This window comes from Rhodococcus sp. I2R, from assembly GCF_020889545.1.
GTDB lineage: Bacteria > Actinomycetota > Actinomycetes > Mycobacteriales > Mycobacteriaceae > Rhodococcoides.
On sequence record NZ_JAHUTG010000005.1, the window covers coordinates 121,228 to 139,770 of the forward strand.

Annotated in this window: 18 protein-coding genes; 10 read left to right on the forward strand and 8 right to left on the reverse strand. The window is 64.8% G+C overall.

Annotated features, from left to right (window positions below; translation table 11 throughout):
* Positions 1-102: 102 nt before the first annotated feature.
* Together KVY23_RS06620 and KVY23_RS06625 are read left to right on the forward strand one after the other, a co-directional pair.
* Entirely contained in the window at positions 103-759 is a 657-nt protein-coding gene (locus KVY23_RS06620; RefSeq protein ID WP_230555794.1) for a hypothetical protein, read from the forward strand.
* On the forward strand, positions 756-1,244 hold the full coding sequence (locus tag KVY23_RS06625; protein WP_230555795.1) for a hypothetical protein: 489 nt from the start codon (positions 756-758) through the stop codon (positions 1,242-1,244). Before KVY23_RS06620 ends, KVY23_RS06625 begins: the two co-directional genes overlap by 4 nt.
* Before the next feature lie 125 nt (positions 1,245-1,369).
* Here KVY23_RS06625 and KVY23_RS06630 read toward each other — a convergent pair whose 3' ends face one another.
* The gene (locus KVY23_RS06630) at positions 1,370-1,726 is read right to left on the reverse strand and encodes a metalloregulator ArsR/SmtB family transcription factor (RefSeq protein ID WP_230555796.1); all 357 of its coding nucleotides are present in this window, start codon (positions 1,724-1,726) and stop codon (positions 1,370-1,372) included.
* Positions 1,727-1,741: 15 nt separating this feature from the next.
* Entirely contained in the window at positions 1,742-2,986 is a 1,245-nt protein-coding gene (locus KVY23_RS06635; RefSeq protein ID WP_230555797.1) for an MFS transporter, read from the reverse strand.
* A gap of 131 nt (positions 2,987-3,117) precedes the next feature.
* On the opposite strand from KVY23_RS06635, the gene KVY23_RS06640 reads away from it, so the two are divergent.
* Genes KVY23_RS06640 through KVY23_RS06650 form a run of 3 tightly spaced genes read left to right on the forward strand, consistent with a single transcriptional unit; the run spans position 3,118 to position 5,037 of the window.
* Positions 3,118-4,134, forward strand: coding sequence for a DUF5914 domain-containing protein (locus tag KVY23_RS06640; RefSeq protein ID WP_230555904.1), 1,017 nt, complete (start codon positions 3,118-3,120; stop codon positions 4,132-4,134).
* Between the two features lie 28 nt (positions 4,135-4,162).
* Entirely contained in the window at positions 4,163-4,606 is a 444-nt protein-coding gene (locus KVY23_RS06645) for a helix-turn-helix transcriptional regulator (RefSeq protein WP_230555798.1), read from the forward strand.
* Between the two features lie 20 nt (positions 4,607-4,626).
* Positions 4,627-5,037 (forward strand): VOC family protein, encoded by a 411-nt coding sequence (locus tag KVY23_RS06650; RefSeq protein WP_230555799.1) that lies wholly within the window; start codon positions 4,627-4,629, stop codon positions 5,035-5,037.
* A 133-nt stretch (positions 5,038-5,170) separates the two neighbouring features.
* On the opposite strand, the gene KVY23_RS06655 is transcribed toward KVY23_RS06650, so the two are convergent.
* Genes KVY23_RS06655 through KVY23_RS06675 form a run of 5 tightly spaced genes read right to left on the reverse strand, consistent with a single transcriptional unit; the run spans position 5,171 to position 10,024 of the window.
* A complete protein-coding gene (locus tag KVY23_RS06655) occupies positions 5,171-6,670 on the reverse strand; it encodes an NAD(P)/FAD-dependent oxidoreductase (protein ID WP_230555800.1) in 1,500 nt (499 codons plus the stop codon).
* Positions 6,667-7,401: a class I SAM-dependent methyltransferase gene (locus tag KVY23_RS06660; protein ID WP_075837774.1), complete on the reverse strand. Its 735-nt coding sequence runs from the start codon at positions 7,399-7,401 to the stop codon at positions 6,667-6,669. Before KVY23_RS06660 ends, KVY23_RS06655 begins: the two co-directional genes overlap by 4 nt.
* Positions 7,402-7,412: 11 nt before the next feature.
* Positions 7,413-7,646, reverse strand: coding sequence for an RNA-binding S4 domain-containing protein (locus tag KVY23_RS06665; RefSeq protein WP_075837715.1), 234 nt, complete (start codon positions 7,644-7,646; stop codon positions 7,413-7,415).
* A gap of 36 nt (positions 7,647-7,682) precedes the next feature.
* Entirely contained in the window at positions 7,683-9,878 is a 2,196-nt protein-coding gene (locus KVY23_RS06670; RefSeq protein ID WP_230555801.1) for a cation-translocating P-type ATPase, read from the reverse strand.
* Entirely contained in the window at positions 9,875-10,024 is a 150-nt protein-coding gene (locus tag KVY23_RS06675) for a hypothetical protein (protein WP_230555802.1), read from the reverse strand. Before KVY23_RS06675 ends, KVY23_RS06670 begins: the two co-directional genes overlap by 4 nt.
* Positions 10,025-10,192: 168 nt before the next feature.
* Here KVY23_RS06675 and KVY23_RS06680 point away from each other — a divergent pair, with 168 nt between their 5' ends.
* From KVY23_RS06680 to KVY23_RS06700, 5 genes are all read left to right on the forward strand, one after another.
* Positions 10,193-11,872 (forward strand): cutinase family protein, encoded by a 1,680-nt coding sequence (locus tag KVY23_RS06680; protein WP_230555803.1) that lies wholly within the window; start codon positions 10,193-10,195, stop codon positions 11,870-11,872.
* Positions 11,873-12,101: 229 nt separating this feature from the next.
* Positions 12,102-14,465, forward strand: a complete 2,364-nt coding sequence (locus tag KVY23_RS06685; RefSeq protein ID WP_230555804.1) for an excinuclease ABC subunit UvrA — start codon at positions 12,102-12,104, stop codon at positions 14,463-14,465.
* Between the two features lie 87 nt (positions 14,466-14,552).
* Positions 14,553-15,047, forward strand: coding sequence for an alpha/beta fold hydrolase (locus tag KVY23_RS06690; RefSeq protein WP_230555805.1), 495 nt, complete (start codon positions 14,553-14,555; stop codon positions 15,045-15,047).
* Positions 15,048-15,095: 48 nt separating this feature from the next.
* The gene (locus tag KVY23_RS06695) at positions 15,096-16,688 is read left to right on the forward strand and encodes an HNH endonuclease signature motif containing protein (RefSeq protein WP_230555806.1); all 1,593 of its coding nucleotides are present in this window, start codon (positions 15,096-15,098) and stop codon (positions 16,686-16,688) included.
* A 56-nt stretch (positions 16,689-16,744) separates the two neighbouring features.
* Positions 16,745-17,929, forward strand: a complete 1,185-nt coding sequence (locus tag KVY23_RS06700; protein ID WP_230555807.1) for a hypothetical protein — start codon at positions 16,745-16,747, stop codon at positions 17,927-17,929.
* Between the two features lies 1 nt (position 17,930).
* Here KVY23_RS06700 and KVY23_RS06705 read toward each other — a convergent pair whose 3' ends face one another.
* The gene (locus KVY23_RS06705) at positions 17,931-18,500 is read right to left on the reverse strand and encodes a dihydrofolate reductase family protein (protein WP_230555808.1); all 570 of its coding nucleotides are present in this window, start codon (positions 18,498-18,500) and stop codon (positions 17,931-17,933) included.
* Between the last annotated feature and the right edge of the window lie 43 nt (positions 18,501-18,543).

Here is an 18,543-nt window from a genome sequence, read left to right on the forward strand (position 1 = left end):
TGATCAAGCATGGGCGCATACGTCCCCAAGATCACCTGACACCAGTGAATCCTACACGCCTCCAAGGAGATTCCTCGAATGCACGCTTCCTGGCCACTGGCAATGCTGGGTGTCGCGGTGCTGAGCGGAAGCCTTCTCGTCGGCTGTGGAAGCGGTGACGACACCGATGGTTTGATCCTCTCGCCCAAAGACTTCCCGGAGGCAACCGAATACTTGCTGTTTTCCGACGCTCGAGGCCTCGGTCGGTCGCTAGTCGAGGCTCTCGAAACAACCACTTTCCAACCGCCGGAATGCAAAGCACCGCGGCAGGAGGAGGCTCAACTTCTGCTCGAGTCGGACGTTGCGATGGCTGAAGCGAAAACTCCTACTAGTACGCTCTACGCGACGATTCTGGTTGAAAGTAGTGCAATAACCCCGAGCTTGATCGAGGAAATGTATCTCGGAACGTGCTCGTCAGCGGTCGCTATTCGCACGATCAACGGCCAACCCGCCGAAAGCAGCGCCTATGAACTGACCCAGACCACCGGGCCAGACGGAATCTCAGCCGACCACGTCTTGGTCATCGAACAAACCGCCACCATTACTTCGATGTTTCCTCAGGACACGTCTCCGCCGCAGATGTTGTACAGCCGCACCGGTTATGCCTGGATCGGCCCGTACTTTGTCATTCTCGAACAGTCGGGAGCCGAACTGCCCCCGGAACTCCGGGCCGAGTTCGACCACTTGTTCCGTATCGCTATCGCAAAGGTTCCCCAATGACTAAATCTGCAAATCTTCACCATCGCAGCGCTTCTGCCATGTTCGCGCTGATCGGCGCTGCCGTGGTCGCGACCACCAGCTGTACTGCAGGGACCAAAAGCATCGAACTGGAACAGACCCTCGGGACGACGCTCGACATCGCGTTGGTGACCATCGGGTACCCCGACGAACTCCCCCTCGACCAATACGTACCCCGAATCGTGGCACTCCGTGGCCCTGGCCAAACACATCCCACAGACCCGACGGCCGATCCAGCATCACTGACTGTCCTGGCTACCTGTGTTCTCGACCCACTGTCAGCGTCACTGACGGTGCCTCCTGATCCCGACGGACCGGAAAGCGTGGCCTTCGGGGTCATCCCCAACTCGTACGCCGACTCCGAAACCGTGGAGCGCGCCCGTAACAATGGATACACGAAAGAGATGAAGACCCAGGTCGGTGATTGCGACTTCACAGACCCGAAACCGCCCACCATCGAATACTGACCCGCGCTGACTACCACCACTCGTGGAGATCATATGTTCGCGAACAGCCAAGAACTCCTGCCGCTGCGGTGATTATCGACAGACTAGCTCGATCCAGCTGAAAACTCGGCCCGTGGGCTGAACGCCTATTCGTGCGGTGGCTCGCCGGTGGCCTTGTGGGCAGCGAAGTTGAGTCCCTCTCGGACGAGGCGGGCGAGGTGTCCGTCGTCGAGGCTGTAGATGACGTTGCGGCCGTCCTTGCGCGTTTCGACCATGCCGGTGAATCGAAGTTTTGCAAGGTGCTGGCTGACGGCGGTGCGAGAGGTTCCGGTGGCGGCCGTCAGCGCGCTCACATCCGCGGGGCCACGCTCGAGCAGCCAGAGGATGTGCAGTCGGGTGGGGTCGGACAGCATCCGAAAGGTGTCACTGGCCAACGCGAGTCGAGCGGCGTCTGGTTCGCCGTGGTCCAGGCTGGCCTGCGGCTCGTGCTCCGGTGCTGGCATCGACTTGTGTTCTCCCTAGGCGGAGGCGACGACGGAGATCTGGGCGGGACTCCACAGTCGTGCTGCGGACAATGTGGCAAGTGTAGCCAAGGTCGCCAGCACCATCGCGGCAGCGACCTGGCCTCCCTGCGCCCCGATCCACCCGGCGGCCGGGTACGTGAACAGAAATGCGGCGTGCGACAACGCGAATTGCGCGGTGAAGATGGAGGTACGTGTGTGTTCGTCGGACTCGCGGCGCAGCACTCGGCCGGCAAGAGTACCGATCACCGAGGTTCCCACTCCCATCATCGACCACACCAGCCCGAGCGCCACCCACCCCGCGGCTCCCCCGGTTGCCGTCGCCGCCACGAGAGCCGCTGCCGCCGTGCCGCCGCAGGCCACACCGGCTCCGCCCAGCATCAGCCGCCGGTCTGAAACGAACACCACGATGCGCGGGATGCACAGCGCGGCGGCCATCGAACCTGCGCCGTAGAAACCCAATGCAATGGCGACTCCGGTGTTGGAACCACCGAGAAGGTCGCGAACATAAACCACCGAGTTGACCACGACCAGCGCCGTCGCGGACGCGACCACCACGTTCAACGCCAGCAACCCGCGCAAGGCCGGGTTGGCGAGGAACGCCCTGGTGCCATTGGTCGCACGCTGCAAGAAGGGCGCTACTTGTTCGGGCGCAGCATATTTGGGCAATACTGTCGACATCACCATGGCCGCGGACAGCACGAAGCCCAGTGAGGTTCCGAGGAAGAGCGTGTGGAAACTGATCACCGTGAGCAGGGCGGCGGCGAGGAGCGGGCTCAGCAGCGATTCGAGGTCATAGGCGAGCCGAGACAAGGTCAATGCCCGGGTGTACTGGTTCTCGTCCCGAACGACCGACGAGATGACGGCTTGGAAGGTGGGAGTGAATGTCGCCGACGCCGCCTGAAGAACGAAGATCAACACGTAGACCTGCCACACCTGATCGACGAACGGCAGTGCCAATGCCGTCGCCGCTCGAACTACATCCGCCGCGACGAGAACAGTCTTGCGTGGAAGCCGATCCGTCAGCGCCGACATTATCGGCGCGAGACAAACGTAGGCGGCCATTTTGATCGCGAGTGCCGTGCCCAACACAGCACCCGCGGCGCTCGCTGCGATCTCGTACGCCAACAATCCCAACGCGACCGTGAGCAGCCCAGTGCCCACCAGGGCCACCACTTGCGCGGTGAACAGACGGCGAAACACCGGGAGTGCCAGAACACTGCCCGACGCGGAGTACAGCATGTCACCAACACTACATATGAGTGCGCACGTGCGCACTCATGTTCCATATTGAACCAGCCACTTACACCGGCGGCACTGCCGCGTTCGGGCACAATGGAAACGTCGGTACCTCGAACGGAAGCGGGAACCTCATGGTCGCCTTGGAAGGGTTGCGTAAGCGCTGGCCGAAGAACCTGCCCCTGCAACCGCTTCCGTCAGAGGCATGGGCCAAGCAGGAACCCACCTGGAAGGGCGCCAACCCCCAGGTCATCGAATCCGCTCTCAAACGCGCGAAGACTCGTCCCAGCGGCAACTGGTTCGTGTTCGCCGCCAGCCGCGACATCGGTACCGACAAGCCGTTCGGCCGCCACATCGGCGACACCGAGTTGGTTGCCTGGCGCGACGAGAACCGCGGCATCCATATCGCCCCCGGCGCCTGCCCGCACCTCGGCGCGCCCCTGGACAAAGCGAAGATCGAGTGCGACACCCTCATCTGCCTGTGGCACGGCATGCCGCTCGGCCCGAAAGGCCGCCCCGGTTGGCGTCCCTTCCCCGCTTTCGACGACGGCATCCTCGTCTGGGTTCGGATGGACGACCTCGGCGGCGAGGAACCGACGCCGGTTCCCATCGTCCCGATCCGCCCACCCGCAGACACCAGCGTCGACGCAGTGGTCACGCTGACGGGCATCTGCGAGCCGGACGACGTGGTCGCCAACCGTCTCGACCCGTGGCACGGCGCCTGGTTCCATCCATACTCGTTCGCACGGTTGAAGGTCATCGAAGCCCCGACGGACATCGACGTACCCGACGAGGACGACCGCTTCATCGTCGACGTCACCTTCCGCGTCAGCCGCGGCATCGGTGTCCCGGTGCGAGCCGAGTTCGTCTGCCCCGGACCACGAACCATCGTCATGCGAATTCTCGAAGGCGAGGGCGCGGGAAGCGTCGTCGAGACCCATGCGACGCCGATGGCCCCCGGCCCCGACGGCAAGCCGCGCACCGCCGTCATCGAGGCAACGGTCGCCAGTTCCGACCGGCCTGGCTTCCAGATGGCCCGCAAGGTCGCGCCGCTACTCCGGCCTGCGATGGGCTGGACCGCAGCGCGCCTGTGGAAGGACGACCTCGACTACGCCGAGCGTCGGTACGAGCTGCGGTCGAAGGGGTTGTAGTTGCGGCTGCGCGGGTGCGAGGTGCACGATGCCAGGTATGGCCCTCGGTTCCGCAGAAGCGCAACGGCTACGGAACATCGCGATCCTCCGGCGGGTCCACGATCGAATCGACCGTGAGTACGCCACCCCGCTCAACCTCGAGACACTCGCCCGCGACGCCAATCTGTCGGTCGGACACCTGTGTCGGGAGTTTCGACGTGTGTACGGGGAGGCGCCGTACTCCTACCTGATGACGCGGCGTATCGAACGCGCGATGACACTGCTGCGTCGCGGAGATCTCTCGGTCACCGAGGTGTGCTTCACGGTGGGGTTCTCCTCGCTCGGAACTTTCAGCACCCGATTCTCCGAACTCGTGGGTGTGTCGCCGAGCCTGTATCGCCGCGATCATTCTCAGGCTGCAGTCGGCATCCCTCCGTGTCTGGCCAAGCAGGTCACCAAACCGGTCAAGAATCGAGAAGCGCGGCCCCGATAGTCGGGGCTAGCGTCTCGTGCATGGACATCAGCATTCACTACGCATTCCTCCCGCACACCGATCCCGAGGCCGCACTGCAGTTCTACCGTGACACCCTCGGTTTCGAGGTTCGCAAAGACGTCGGCTACCAAGACATGCGCTGGATCACCGTCGGCCCAGTCGGACGCCCCGAGACATCCATCGTGCTGCACCCACCGGCCGTCGACCCGGGCATCACCGACGACGAACGCCGCACCATCCTGGAATTGATCGCCAAGGGTTCCTACGGGGCGGTGACGCTGGCAACCGACGATCTCGACGGCCTCTACGAGCGACTCGAAGCCGCCGGAGCAGACGTGATCCAAGAACCCACCGACCAGGACTACGGAGTCCGCGACTGCGCCTTCCGCGACCCAGCCGGCAACCTCATTCGAATCAACCAACGCGACTGAGCTGATATCGAAGGGCATTGCGAGCTGAGTCTGCACCCTTTTTGCCGACCAAGCACCCCCGTTCGGACGCGAATGGGGGTGCTTGCTCTGCAAAAGGGGTGCTAGGTCGGGCAGCTGGCTGACCGGAGCCGCCCTACAACTTCGCGGTCAGCCTCGCGATCGCGTCGAACAGCTTGAACCGCCCCCGGACCGGCACGGTGTGAATATCGTGCCCCTGCACAGCCCACCCGGCCAGCAGTGTGTTGGCGGCCAGTAGTCCAGTCGTCGCTGCCCGTTCCATGAGTGCAACGGGCAGGTCGATGCGAATGCCGTCGCCGGCGAGAACCAGGCCCGGTTCGGGGGTGCGGACGGTCGGCCGCGTGGCGAAATGCCCGAGCCCGAACATCGGGCAGTCGTCACGCCATTCCGATCGTGAAGCCACCACCTTTGCAGCAGCGGTTTCCGGGTAGATCTCGTGCATCCGCGCCATCAACTGCTCGCGGGTCTCGTCCTCGGAATCGGTGGCGGCGTACGCGTGCAGTTCGACGACCGATCCTCCGGTGCGCGAGGCCCATTCGGCTGCTTCGTCCTCGAAGAGTTCGAGGACGCTGATGTTGTCGATGGGATCCATGCCGCCGGTGCCGATGAACGCCGGTCGGTCGGCGTTGACGGGCTTGTCCAACCACACTCGGTGGACGAGGAACGGCGGCGTGTTCTCCATCGACGCAACCCGGGTGCGCCACTCGTCGATACCGAGACCGGGCGATCCCGCAACGATGTTCCGCAGTCCGCCGACATCGGTGGCGAGCACGACGGAATCGAAGTTCTCGCCGTCGACGCGGAAGCCGCGTTCGATCTTCTCCACGGACGTGCCTGTACGGATCTCGACGCCGAGCCCGGTGAGATACTCGGCCAGCGGGTTCCACAGTGTCTGCGGGTACGGGCCGGTCGGGACGTCGAAGACCAATCCCTCCGAGGAGCCGAGGAAGTAGATGTGGAACATCATCGCCAACTCGGCGGCAGACATCTTCTCGGGGTCGGCGAAGAAGCTGCGCGAGAAAACCCCGAAGGCGAGGTGACGGGCGGCCTCGGGGAAATTGATGCGACGCAGGAACTCTGCTGCCGGAACGTCGTCGAGCTCGGTGAACGTCGCGGGCACGCTCACCGTCATCAGTGGCAGCGCAGCCAATCCGTTCAGCGCAGTGAGATCCTTGAACTCGAAGGTCGGGCTGCGCTTGACGAAGGCGAACGCATTGAGCGGCGGCGTCGATGGCAGCCCCTTGAATCCGTCGATCCTGCCGGTGTGGTCGATCAGCGGGTAGTCATCGACGGCATGCAGACGTTTCAGTCCAGGATCGGTGCGCTCCAACAGGTTCCGCAGGTTGTAATACTGCCGAAAGAACGCGTGGAAGCCGCGGCTCATGGTGACGGGGGAACCGTCGTCGAGCGTCGTCGACCATCCACCGACCCGCCCACCGAGATAGTCCTCGCGCTCGATGACGACGACCTGGATACCCCGTTCGGCCAGGGCGGTCGCCGCGGACAGCCCAGCGATTCCGCCGCCGACGACGGCCACACGCGGAACTTTCGCCAGCGAACCGGCGTCCGGGTAGCCGTCCCCCGCCGGATGTACGACGCGTCGGCGGTCGCTCATGCGTTTTCCTCCGGCCGTGCCCCCAGGAATGTGTGTACGACGCCGTTCTGCCAGCCCGTCATCGTCTCGGTGTCCAGGCTGGTGAAGCCGGCTCGTTGCATACGCCTCGAGAAGGCCTTCACCCCGTCGAAGCTCGCCACGCTGCGCCACAGATGCTTGTAGAGCACGAGGTCGCGGGTGGCCGCATAGCCGAGCGGGATGATGATGGCCCAACAGACCAGCGTCCACACCATCCTGGCGCGCAACGAATCCTTCACGGAGTACTCGTGGAACGCGATGGACGAGCCGGGCTTCAGCAGCGACAACAACGACTTCAGCTCGGTGTCCGGATCGTCTACGTTCCTGATCAAGTACGCGGCGAGGATGGCGTCGAACGGGCCGTGGACACCGTTCTCGCGCAGGTCCTCGACCCGGCTGTGCACGAATGTCACATTGGCGGGCCACTGCTTGGCGCGGGCCATCTCGAGCATCTCGGAGGACGCGTCGGCGGCGATGATCTCGGCATGCGGCGCCGCGGCGAGCAACGCGGCGGTGGATGCTCCGGTCCCGCAACCGATGTCGAGCAGCCGCAGCCCCTTACCTTGCCCGGGAATCCGCAGCCGCTCAGCCGATTTGGCCAGGTGCTCGTGGTAGCCCGGGTTGGCGCCGACGAGTCGGTCGTAGGACTTGGCATCGTGGTCGAACGCCCCGGGCACCTGATCCCTCGGCAAACCGCCCTTACCGACACTCACCGCACTGCCCTTCACAGTTCCCCCTCGTTGACGACCCGTGCGCTGGGACCGTCCTGGATCGACACGACGTCGCCCTGATGCAGTTGCCTGCCACGCCGGACATCGACCTCGCCGTTGACGCTGACCTGGCCGTCGGCGATGAAACCTTTGGCTTCGGCGCCGGACTCGATGAGGTTCGCGAGCTTGAGGAATTGTCCGAGTCGTATCGACTCGTCTCGGATCGGTACGTCCACTGCGTCAGCCATACCTCCATCTTGACCTATGTGGCAGACAAGTCGCCGCTATGCGGCTCGAAAACGTCGCAATCGGAGGCTGTTGGTCACCACGAATACCGAGGAGAACGCCATCGCCGCACCCGCCAGCATGGGGTTGAGCAGGCCCGCTGCGGCGAGCGGGATCGCCGCGACGTTGTATGCGAACGCCCAGAACAAATTGCCTTTGATCGTGGCGAGAGTCCTGCGCGAGAGCCGAATAGCGTCGCCGACGGCCCGGAGGTCACCGCGTACCAGCGTCAGGTCGCTGGCTTCGATCGCGACGTCGGTGCCAGTGCCCATCGAGAGCCCCAGATCGGCCGTCGCCAGTGCGGCTGCGTCGTTGACGCCGTCCCCGACCATCGCGACGACTCGGCCCTCGGACTGCAGCCGTTCGACGACATCGACTTTGCCCTGCGGCAGCACACCCGCATAGACCTCCTCGATGCCGACGTCGGCGGCGATCTTCCTGGCAGCGGCCTCGTTGTCGCCCGTCAGCAGCACCGGCGTCAGCCCCAGCGCGCGCAGTTCAGCAACGGCCTGCTTGGACGTCGGCTTCACTGCGTCGGCGACGACGAGGACACCTCGGGCCCGGCCGTCCCACCCGACGGCGACGGCGGTGCGGCCATCGTGTTCGGCCTCGGACATCGCCTGCTCGAGTTTCGGCGGAAGCGTCAGGGACCAGTCGGCCAGCAGCGATGCGCGGCCGAGTACCACGCCGCGGCCGTCGACGGTCCCGGTGACCCCCAGGCCCGCGGCATTCGCGAACTCCTCGACGTCCGGGAGCACGCCCTTTTCTCGCGCGCTCGCGGTGATGGCCTCGGCGATGGGGTGCTCGGAGCCTGCCTCGAGTGCGCCGGCGACTGTCAGGACGTCGTCGGCGTTCTCATCGTCGGCGACGACAACGTTGAGCAGCGTCATCTCGCCGGTGGTGACGGTGCCGGTCTTGTCGAGCACGACGGTGTCGATGCGCTTGGTCGATTCCAGGATCTCCGGGCCCTTGATGATGATGCCGAGCTGCGCAGCGCGGCCGGTACCGACCATCAGCGCCGTCGGCGTCGCGAGCCCGAGGGCGCACGGGCACGCGATGATGAGCACGGCGACGGCAGCGGTGAACGCTGCCGCGACCGAGCCACCGGTGCCGAGCCAGAATCCGAGCGTCGCTGCTGCGATAGCGATGACGACGGGGACGAAGATGCCCGAGATCCTGTCGGCTAGGCGCTGCACTTGCGCCTTTCCGGTCTGGGCGTCCTCGACGAGCTTGGCCATCTGCGCGAGCTGAGTGTCGGACCCGACGCGCGTGGCCTTCACCACCAGCCGTCCGCCGACATTGACGGTGGCACCGACGACCGCGTCACCTGCGGCGACCTCGACGGGTACCGATTCACCCGTCAGCATCGAGGCATCGACGGCCGAGGCGCCCGATTCGACGACACCGTCCGTCGCGATCTTCTCGCCCGGACGCACGAGAAACACATCACCGACGGCCAGGTCACCGACGGGAATCTGGGTTTCGACGCCGCCGCGTAGGACGGTCACGTCCTTTGCTCCGAGGTCGAGGAGGGCGCGCAGCGCGGCGCCTGCCTGACGCTTGGACCGCGACTCGAAGTATCGGCCGGCGAGAATGAACGTGGTGACGCCTGCCGCCGCTTCGAGATAGATGTTGGACGAACCGTCCATGCGCGCGATGGTCAGCTCGAACGGATGCTTCATGCCCGGCGTGCCCGCGGTGCCGAAGAACAGGGCATAGAGCGACCAGCCCAGCGCTGCGAGGGTGCCCATCGACACGAGTGTGTCCATGGTGGATGTGCCGTGCCGCAGGTTGGTCCACGCCGCTCGGTGGAACGGCCACGCGCCCCAGACGACGACCGGGGCCGCGAGCGTCAATGACAGCCACTGCCAGTTGGTGAACTGCAGGGCCGGCACCATCGCCATGGCAATGACCGGAACCGCCAGAACAGCCGAGACGATCAAGCGCTGCCGGAGCGGATCGGGGGCCTCGGTGTCGGGTTCGCGCTCAGCGGCAGGCAGCGTCGCGGTGTATCCCGCTGCCTCGACGGCCTTGATCAGATCCTCGGTGGGGACGCCCTCGGCCTGCACGCGCGCCTTCTCCGTCGCGTAGTTCACCGTCGCGGTCACGCCGTCGAGTTTGTTGAGCTTACGTTCGATGCGATTGGCGCAGGACGCGCACGTCATGCCGCCCAGAATCAGTTCTGTCTCGGTCATGCCCCGCTCATCTCATGGTATGTCGGCGCGTGGTCGGCCGGCGCGTGGTCGCCGATCGGCCCAACCGCACTGCCGATCAGATACGCGGCAAAGAACACCAGTGCTATTGCTGCGGCGAATCCGACGAGCTTGACCGTCGTGTTCATGTCCATCACCCTTTCCTGTCACGCATTTCTACCATACCCCCCTAGGGTATCTACGCAACGGTCTCCCGCTAGAGCTGTAACGCACAAGGCAGTCACCGCGACAACCGGTGTAGCTCACGCGACACGCGTGGGCAGGGTCGGTTCGGGGCCAACTGATTGGGTAACTGGATGTCTTCACACGCTTCGAATCGCGGCTTCTCAGGTCGCCGGCGCCTCGCCACGAGTGCAGTTGCCCTCGTGTCGCTGGGAGCGCTGGCTGTCGGTGCCGCGGTGCTCACCACGAATACCATCTCGACTTCCGACTCAGACGTGGAGCTCGCATCCACATCGACGTGCTACGACATGGTCACCGTCTCCGTCGGCGGGCGCAACGACACCCCCACCGACCAGACCAAAATGCTCACATTGCCCGACGGCACGCGCCTACCCGCGGCGCTCGCGGACGACTTCGACAGCCCCTGGGTCGATCGCATCATCGACGCTCCCGGTGGCGCCGTCGGGCAAGGCTCGTACGCGGCGGTCTACGTCGAGTACCCGGCCGACATGGCCTCGTACGAGAACGCCGTGACCACAGGCGTCACCAACACCAACACGGTCATCAACGCCATCTCCACAGCGTGCCCCGATACCCGCTTCGCCATCGTCGGCTACAGCGAAGGCGCCGACGTCACCCGTCGCGCCGCGATGGAGATCGGCAATCAGACCGCGGGGGCCGATGGCAAGTACGCAATCGTCGACCCCAACAGCGTCGTCGGCGTCGTCATCCTCGCCGACGCCGGTCGCGGCGCCGGAGACAACCCGTTCCCCGGCTCGGCCTCGGGAACCAACCCGGACGGGTTCGACCCCAAGTATCAGAACAGCACATCCGGCCCGGCCGGCGCCGGTGCCCTCCCCGGCACCGCAGGCGGCTTCGGACGCCTCGACGGGCGGGTCGCGTCGTTCTGCTCCGAGGGCGACCTGACCTGCGCGATGCCCGAGAACACCTCGTTGCTGCATCTCGCCGCCAACGTCGGCCGCCAGCTCAATGTCGACGCCCTCGAACGCGAGCAACTGACACCCGCCACCGGAGCCGATCTGGCGATGGTCATCGGCGGCATCGCGATGGCCGCCTTCAACGACATCGCCCGTCAGGACAACTGGCTCGCGGGCGACGAGACGTTCCTCGACGTACTCATCAAGGTCTCCGAGCCCGGCTACACCCCGGCCGACCCGACGACCAAGGTGTCCGCGGAAGCCAAGAACGACGAGGACGGCGAACCTCTTCCCGCCGAGAAGGCCGTCGGACTCGCGTACCTGCCTTCGAAGATCGCCAAGGAGATCATCGGCTTCATCGGATCCAACACCAACACCGTCCCGGTGCTGATGAACGACCCGTACGGTCTGACGCTCGGGCCGGACACAGGACACCACTTCGACTACTGGCGTGACTCCGACCCGGCCAACGGCAAGCCGATGACCTCGGCAGAGTACGCCGCAGCGTGGCTGACGCAGCTCGCGAAGGACGCCGAGGCCGGCAAGCCGATCGAGTCCACCGAGGTGCAGCACCAGGCTCGTCTGGCAGTGCTGTCCGAGACCACCACCATGGCCGCCCCGTCCTCGGCCTCAGCGTCTCCGACACCCACGACAGTCTTGCCGACCACGGTCGCGCCGTTCGTGGCGGGCGAGCCTGTCCCCGGCGTCCCCGCACCGGTCGTTCCAGTTGCACCACCTGTCGACGGCCAAGCGCCTGTCGTAGGAGTCGAGGGTGCTCCGATCGACGGAAGCGTCGTCGTGACCCCGGAAGTTACAGGCGCGCCGGCCCCGACCACCACGGCCGTCCCGACCACCACGGTGACGCCCGCTCCCTGATCCGACATAACCGATACTCGGCGCCCACCCCTCCACGGGTGGGCGCCGAGTTCGTTTCGTAGCCGAGTTCTCCGTTTCGGTCAAGAATCGAGAAGCACGGCTTCCTCGTCGCCACTAGCGTCTTGTGCATGGAATGTGCGGTTCTCGATCCGACAGGCAATCTTCTGCGTACTCAGCATGTGGCTGGTTGAATCTTCGCTGTCCCCGCTCGAAATGGAGATATAGACATATGAGCACGACACCGCACGTTGCAGACACCCACGAGAAGATCCGAGTGCAGGGTGCGCGCGTGAACAACCTGCAGGACATCAGCGTCGAAATCCCGAAGCGTCGCTTGACGGTATTCACCGGCGTGTCCGGGTCGGGGAAGAGCTCGCTCGTCTTCTCCACCATCGCGGCCGAATCGCAGCGCATGATCAACGAGACCTACAGCGCCTTCGTGCAGGGTTTCATGCCCACTCTGGCGCGGCCCGACGTCGATGTGCTCGACGGGCTGACCACGGCCATCATCGTCGACCAGCAGCGCATGGGGGCCAATCCCCACTCGACGGTGGGGACTGCCACCGACGCCAATGCCATGCTGCGAATCCTCTTCAGCCGCATCGGCAAACCGTACATCGGTTCGGCACAAGCCTTTTCGTTCAACGTCGCATCGATTTCGGGTGCGGGCGCGGTGACGGTGAACAAGGGCGGCCGAGAAACCAAGGAGAAGCGCGCCTTCTCCATCACCGGCGGAATGTGCCCGCGGTGCGAGGGCCGGGGTTCGGTCAGCGACATCGACCTGACCGCGCTGTACGACTCGTCGAAATCACTCAACGAGAGCGCCATCACCGTTCCCGGGTACAGCATGGAAGGCTGGTACGGCCGAATCTTCCGCGGCTGCGGCTACTTCGACCCCGACAAGCCCATCGCCAAGTTCACCAAACGGGAAATGAACGACCTCCTCTACCGCGAGGCGACGAAGATCAAAATCGACGGCATCAACCTGACCTACCTGGGGCTGGTCCCGCAATTCCAGAAGTCGTTCCTGTCCAAAGATGTCGACGCGATGCAGCCACACATGCGCGCCTTCGTCGAGAAAGCCGTCACCTTCACCACCTGCCCCGAGTGCGAGGGCACCCGCCTGAACGAAGGAGCCCGATCCTCGAAGATCAAGGGCATCAGCATCGCCGACGCCTGTGCCATGCAGATCAGTGACCTGGCCACGTGGGTCGGCGGGTTGAAGGAGCCGTCGGTTGCGCCGCTGCTCCAGTCGCTGTCGGAGACGCTCAACTCGTTCGTCGAGATCGGATTGGGATATCTGAGCCTCGACCGACCGGCCGGAACACTCTCCGGTGGTGAAGCGCAGCGGACCAAGATGATCCGGCATCTCGGGTCCTCGCTCACCGATGTCACCTACGTCTTCGACGAGCCGACTACCGGCCTGCATCCACACGACATCGAAAACATGAACGACCTGCTTCTTCGATTGCGGGACAAGGGAAACACCGTTCTGGTCGTCGAGCACAAGCCGGAAACCATCGTCATCGCCGACCACGTGATCGACCTCGGGCCCGGAGCCGGCACGGGCGGCGGCAACGTCTGCTTCGAGGGATCGGTGGAGGGACTGCGACAGAGCGAGACCATCACCGGTCGCCACTTCGACGACCGAGCAAAAGTGAAAGAGACCGTCCGTGAGTACTCCGAGGTGGTCGAGATCCGCGGCGCCGATTCGCACAACCTCCAGAACGTCGACGTCGACGTGCCCCTCGGCGTGCTGGTGGTGGTGACCGGTGTGGCCGGGTCGGGCAAGAGCTCGCTTATCCATGGGTCGCTGGCAGGGCTCGACGATGTCGTGGCCGTCGACCAATCCGCCATCCGTGGTTCGCGTCGTAGCAATCCCGCGACGTACACCGGCCTGCTCGAACCGATCCGCAAGGCGTTCGCCAAGGAAAACGGCGTCAAACCTGCCCTGTTCAGCTCCAATTCGGAAGGCGCCTGCCCGACGTGCAATGGCAACGGCGTCATCTACAGCGACCTGGCGATGATGGCCGGCGTCGCCACTCCGTGCGAGCTGTGCGAGGGCAAACGGTTCCAGGCGTCGGTGCTCGAATACCACCTGGGCGGCAAGGACATCAGCGAAGTGCTCGCGATGTCCGTGGCGCAGGCAAAGGAGTTCTTCGGTGGTGAAGGAGTCAAACTTCCCGCAGCGCACAAGATCCTCGAACGTCTCGCCGACGTCGGTCTCGGCTACATCAAGATCGGTCAGCCGCTCACAACTCTGTCCGGCGGCGAACGTCAGCGTCTGAAGCTGGCCACGCACATGGGCGACAAGGGCGGCATCTACGTGCTCGACGAGCCGACGACAGGGCTTCACCTCGCGGACGTCGAACAGCTTCTCGCCCTGCTCGACCGGCTGGTCGAGCAGGGCAAGTCCATCATCGTCATCGAGCACCATCAGGCCGTGATGGCGCACGCCGACTGGATCATCGACCTCGGCCCGGGCGCCGGCCACGACGGTGGCCGCATCGTATTCGAGGGCACGCCCGCCGATCTCATCGCCGATGGCTCCACACTGACCGGCGCACATTTGGCGGCATACGTCGGGGGCTGATCCTTCCGCCGAGATCGAGGTTATGCACCGATTCAGCTCGAATTCGCAACGTAACTTCGATCTCGGCAAAAGAGAAAGGATGCGGGAATGCTGTTGTTCTTCCACGGCGCCGGGGGCTATGAGGAGGATCGCTCCCTGGCAGCCGGGCTCGGTGCCGAGCTCGGCGCGAGGGTCGACATGCCGCACTTCTCCGACGAGGACATGTCTTTCGAGGCATGGGCCGCACCGATGCGCTCCCGTCTCGCCGAGTTGGGTCCGGACGACCATGTGATCGCGCACTCCTTTGGGGCATCGATTCTGCTGCGCGTGCTGTCGGAGGGCGGTACAACGCCGACGGCAGCAGTGTTGTTGGCAATGCCGGACTGGAGTCCCGACGGGTGGGACGTGGCGGAGTATGCATTCCACGGGCCCGAACCGGACGCCGCACTGACTCTGCATCACTGCCGGGACGACGCCGTGGTGCCGTTTGCGCACCTGGCGCTCGGATCATCGCGGCTCCCATCGGCTCTCGTGCGCGAATATCCGACCGGAGGCCACCAGTTCGACGGCGTGATCGGCGCGATTGCCGCATCTATCGGCTGATCGAACTGGTGTTCGAAACTTGTCGGTGGGTGGGTCTATCTTGGTTTCATGCTTATCGGGGAGCGCGCCGCGGGTCTCACCAGTGACACTGGTGAGACCAATGGCGCGGCGGGGTCTGGCACACGTGGTGTGCTGGCGATCTCGAACCCGAGCCTGCGCGAGGCAATTGAGGTACTCGAAAAGGCTTGGGCGGCCGTGGCCGCTGTCGAGACGAGCAGCCTCGACGACGCCGATCACCGAGCGCTGATGGTCCGAATGGAAACACTGACGCGCGCGATGCACGGCACCTCGCACACGTGGTTGACGGAATTGATCGAGAGCGACGGTTTGGCGGTGCTGCCCGAGCGGACCAATGCCTCACGCCTGGCAGGGCTGCTGCTCGTCGACCCCGGCGTGGCCGGCAAGCGCATCAAGATCGCTCAGCGCATGGCACCCCGCCGGGCCATGACCGGTGAGACGTTGGAGCCGGAGTATCCGACCACTGCGGCAGCCCACACTGCCGGCACCATCGACGCGGCGCACGTGAATGTGATCGATGAGTTCTTCCGCCATCTGCCCGCAGAGGTGGATCACGAATCCAAGGTCAAATCCGAGAACCTGCTCGGCAACCTCGCCAGAAAGGTCCTGCCCGAGCAACTCCGCGTCGCTGCGGCGCGCCTGCACGCGCTCCTCGACGAGGACGGCGAGCTGAAGAACGACAAGAACCCGGCGAGCAAGTGCTTCTTCAGGCTCGGCAAACAAGGTGTCGACGGGTTGAGCAAGGGCAACTTCCTCATCGACGCGGAGTTCCGGGCGTACCTCGAGCCCATCCTCGCCAAGCTCGCCAAACCCGGTAACTGCAACCCCGAGGAGACGAAGCCCGTCGTCGACGACAACCTCCCCGCGCCCCAGAATCAGTCCCCGGACGAGACAGAGCGCACCGGCAACGGCACGGGTGGCGGCTCGGGCGGCGGCACTGACACGGCAGAGGCAGGGCAGCAGCAGGCGCGCGCCGGTCGTGATCTGCGCTCGCAGGGTCAGCGCAATCACGATGCCGTCAAGGCGGTCCTACGTCAGATGCTTGCCTCCGGTTCGCTGGGCACTCATCGTGGCCTACCGGTGACTGCGGTGATCAGCATGACGGCCAGAGAGCTGCAGCAGGGGTGCGGACACGCGGTGACCGGCACCGGTTCGCTGGTCAGCATCCGCGACGCCATCCGCATGGCCTCACATGCTCATCAGTACCTCGCGATATTCGACGATGACGGGCGAGCGCTCTACCTGGGGCGCTCCAAACGAATTGCGTCCGCTGATCAGCGGATCGTCCTGATGTCCCGCGACCGGGGCTGCACATTCCCAGCGTGCACGCGTCCGGCCACGTGGAGCCAGGTCCATCACATCACCGAATGGGCGCTCGGCGGGCCGACCGATGTCGACTCGCTCACCTTCGGCTGCGATGTGCACCACCCACTCGTCGGGGACGGCCCCAACGACTGGGCCACCACCACGACCGGGCCCGAACATCGGCATCCGGGGCGGACGCAATGGCACCCACCGGCGGCCGTCGACCCGAACCGTCGCGGCCTGATCAACCACCATCACCACCCACACGAATACCTGTATCCGAGCCCGGACGACCCGGACCCGAACCAACCTGAGTAGCGCAGAGGCGCCGTAAGGGCTACGCACACCCCGCCTGATCCCTTACCATCCTCGGGGTGGGGGGAAACGAAGATTCGAAGGAGCGCCTCGCGCGCCTGGTCATCGAGCGCGTGCGCGCCGAGGGCGGTACCGAGCCGCGCCTCGATACCGAGGCATTCGCAGTTCGATACGACGGCAATTCGATTCTGCACCTCGATGCACTGTTCCAAGACACATTCGCAGACGAGGCGTCGGGCACCTCCGAGCTCGCCCGTGAAGCGCACGTCGCACACTTCGTGTCGACCACCATGTCGTCGATGGACTGGCCCGTCGACTGGAACCACGCCCTTCCGAGATTGAGACCCGTGCTGAAGCCGTCCACGTATACCCTCGGGTCTCCGTCGGCGCTGCTGCTTTCACGCAGAGTTTTTCCGCTCATCGACGAACTCGTGGTGGTCGACATGCCCGCCCATCGCACGGTCGTGTCCTTGGCCACCACCGAGAAGTGGGGCATCGACCCCGCCACCGTGTTCGCGGCGGCGCGCTCCAACCTCGCCGCCCTCACGCAGCACGCCGACCCGACGAAGGGTCGAGCCGTCCAACGTCTCGTCGACGACCGTCCGCACGACACGCGATACTTCACGTCGTGGCTTCTCGATCCGGGCTGGCTCGCATCTCACCGCGGGCGCTTCGGCTGCCCGCCCGTCGCGTTCGCGCCCGACGTGGACACCATCGTGGTCGTACCGAGCGATGACCCAGCCCTGCTCGGTGAACACTTCCGAAGGGCCGAGGAACGCTACGTGCACACCTCCCGCGCGTTGTCGCCACAGGCATACACCGTCGACGAAAACGACACCGTCGTCACGTTCGATCAGATCCACCCGGAGGACGTCGGCGGGGCACGAGCCCGCTGCATCCACATCACGGGAGAGTATGCGGCGCAGGGAAGTTGGCTGACCCGTCAGTACGAACTCGACGGAATCCGGTCGGAGGTGGGGAAGGTGACCGTCAAAGCAACACCCTTCGGACCGCGAACCGTCACGATCTGGGCCGACAACACCGACGCCACGATGCCGCTCACCGACCTGGTCGCGTTCTGCCAGGAGGGTGCACACCCGTTCTTCGTACAGTTCGCCGACGTCGAGGCGCTGACCGGCCTCACCCCCGTCGGCGATCTCGATCCTGCTCGATTCCGGGTACGCGCCTGGCCACCGTCGACCGTCATGGACCAGCTACGTGCCCGCGCCGTCCCGGTCGAGTGAGCTAGCGCAGGGTGTACTCGTTGACGACAACACCCGATGCGAACGACGTACTCGCAACGAGTGACGAGGCGAGTGGCGCGTAGTCACGCTCGGCGAAGATTCGTTTGCCCGAACCCATCAGTAGCGGGTTCACCTTCAGGATCAGCCTGTCGATCTCGTCGATCAGCGATGACGCGAGTACTCCGCCTCCGGCCAGCCATATGCTGGAACCGTTCTCTTGCTTCAGCTTCTTGACGACTTCGACTGGATCCGAATCCGTCAGCGTGACGGCGGGTTCGACCTCGATGTCACGATGGGAGAACACATACTGCTTCAGGTGTGCGTAGGGGCCGTTCGGGGGATGAGGGACGCCCACCGCGTAGGTGTTCCATCCCATCAGAACGGTGTCGAACCTGGTGAGGTCCGGTGTCAGCCCCAGTGCGTCGAGCGCGGCGCTCGGCAGCGTGTCCCGGTAGTCACGGATGATCATGTCGATGTGATCACCCTCCATCGGGAACGCGTCGAACGAGTCATCGGGAGCGGCGATGTAGCCGTCGAGGCTGACTGCGACGTAGTAGACCAGTTCACGCATGAGCGACTCCATTCACGACGCTTGTAGTGGTTACTGGAGACTA

Coding starts and splice junctions, on each gene's coding strand:
- KVY23_RS06620 (WP_230555794.1), top strand. CDS start 103: ATGCTGGGTGTCGCGGTGCTGAGCGGAAGCCTTCTCGTCGGCTGTGGA.
- KVY23_RS06625 (WP_230555795.1), top strand. CDS start 756: ATGACTAAATCTGCAAATCTTCACCATCGCAGCGCTTCTGCCATGTTC.
- KVY23_RS06630 (WP_230555796.1), bottom strand. CDS start 1,726: ATGCCAGCACCGGAGCACGAGCCGCAGGCCAGCCTGGACCACGGCGAA.
- KVY23_RS06635 (WP_230555797.1), bottom strand. CDS start 2,986: ATGCTGTACTCCGCGTCGGGCAGTGTTCTGGCACTCCCGGTGTTTCGC.
- KVY23_RS06640 (WP_230555904.1), top strand. CDS start 3,118: ATGGTCGCCTTGGAAGGGTTGCGTAAGCGCTGGCCGAAGAACCTGCCC.
- KVY23_RS06645 (WP_230555798.1), top strand. CDS start 4,163: ATGCCAGGTATGGCCCTCGGTTCCGCAGAAGCGCAACGGCTACGGAAC.
- KVY23_RS06650 (WP_230555799.1), top strand. CDS start 4,627: ATGGACATCAGCATTCACTACGCATTCCTCCCGCACACCGATCCCGAG.
- KVY23_RS06655 (WP_230555800.1), bottom strand. CDS start 6,670: ATGAGCGACCGCCGACGCGTCGTACATCCGGCGGGGGACGGCTACCCG.
- KVY23_RS06665 (WP_075837715.1), bottom strand. CDS start 7,646: ATGGCTGACGCAGTGGACGTACCGATCCGAGACGAGTCGATACGACTC.
- KVY23_RS06670 (WP_230555801.1), bottom strand. CDS start 9,878: ATGACCGAGACAGAACTGATTCTGGGCGGCATGACGTGCGCGTCCTGC.
- KVY23_RS06675 (WP_230555802.1), bottom strand. CDS start 10,024: ATGAACACGACGGTCAAGCTCGTCGGATTCGCCGCAGCAATAGCACTG.
- KVY23_RS06680 (WP_230555803.1), top strand. CDS start 10,193: ATGTCTTCACACGCTTCGAATCGCGGCTTCTCAGGTCGCCGGCGCCTC.
- KVY23_RS06685 (WP_230555804.1), top strand. CDS start 12,102: ATGAGCACGACACCGCACGTTGCAGACACCCACGAGAAGATCCGAGTG.
- KVY23_RS06690 (WP_230555805.1), top strand. CDS start 14,553: ATGCTGTTGTTCTTCCACGGCGCCGGGGGCTATGAGGAGGATCGCTCC.
- KVY23_RS06695 (WP_230555806.1), top strand. CDS start 15,096: ATGCTTATCGGGGAGCGCGCCGCGGGTCTCACCAGTGACACTGGTGAG.
- KVY23_RS06705 (WP_230555808.1), bottom strand. CDS start 18,500: ATGCGTGAACTGGTCTACTACGTCGCAGTCAGCCTCGACGGCTACATC.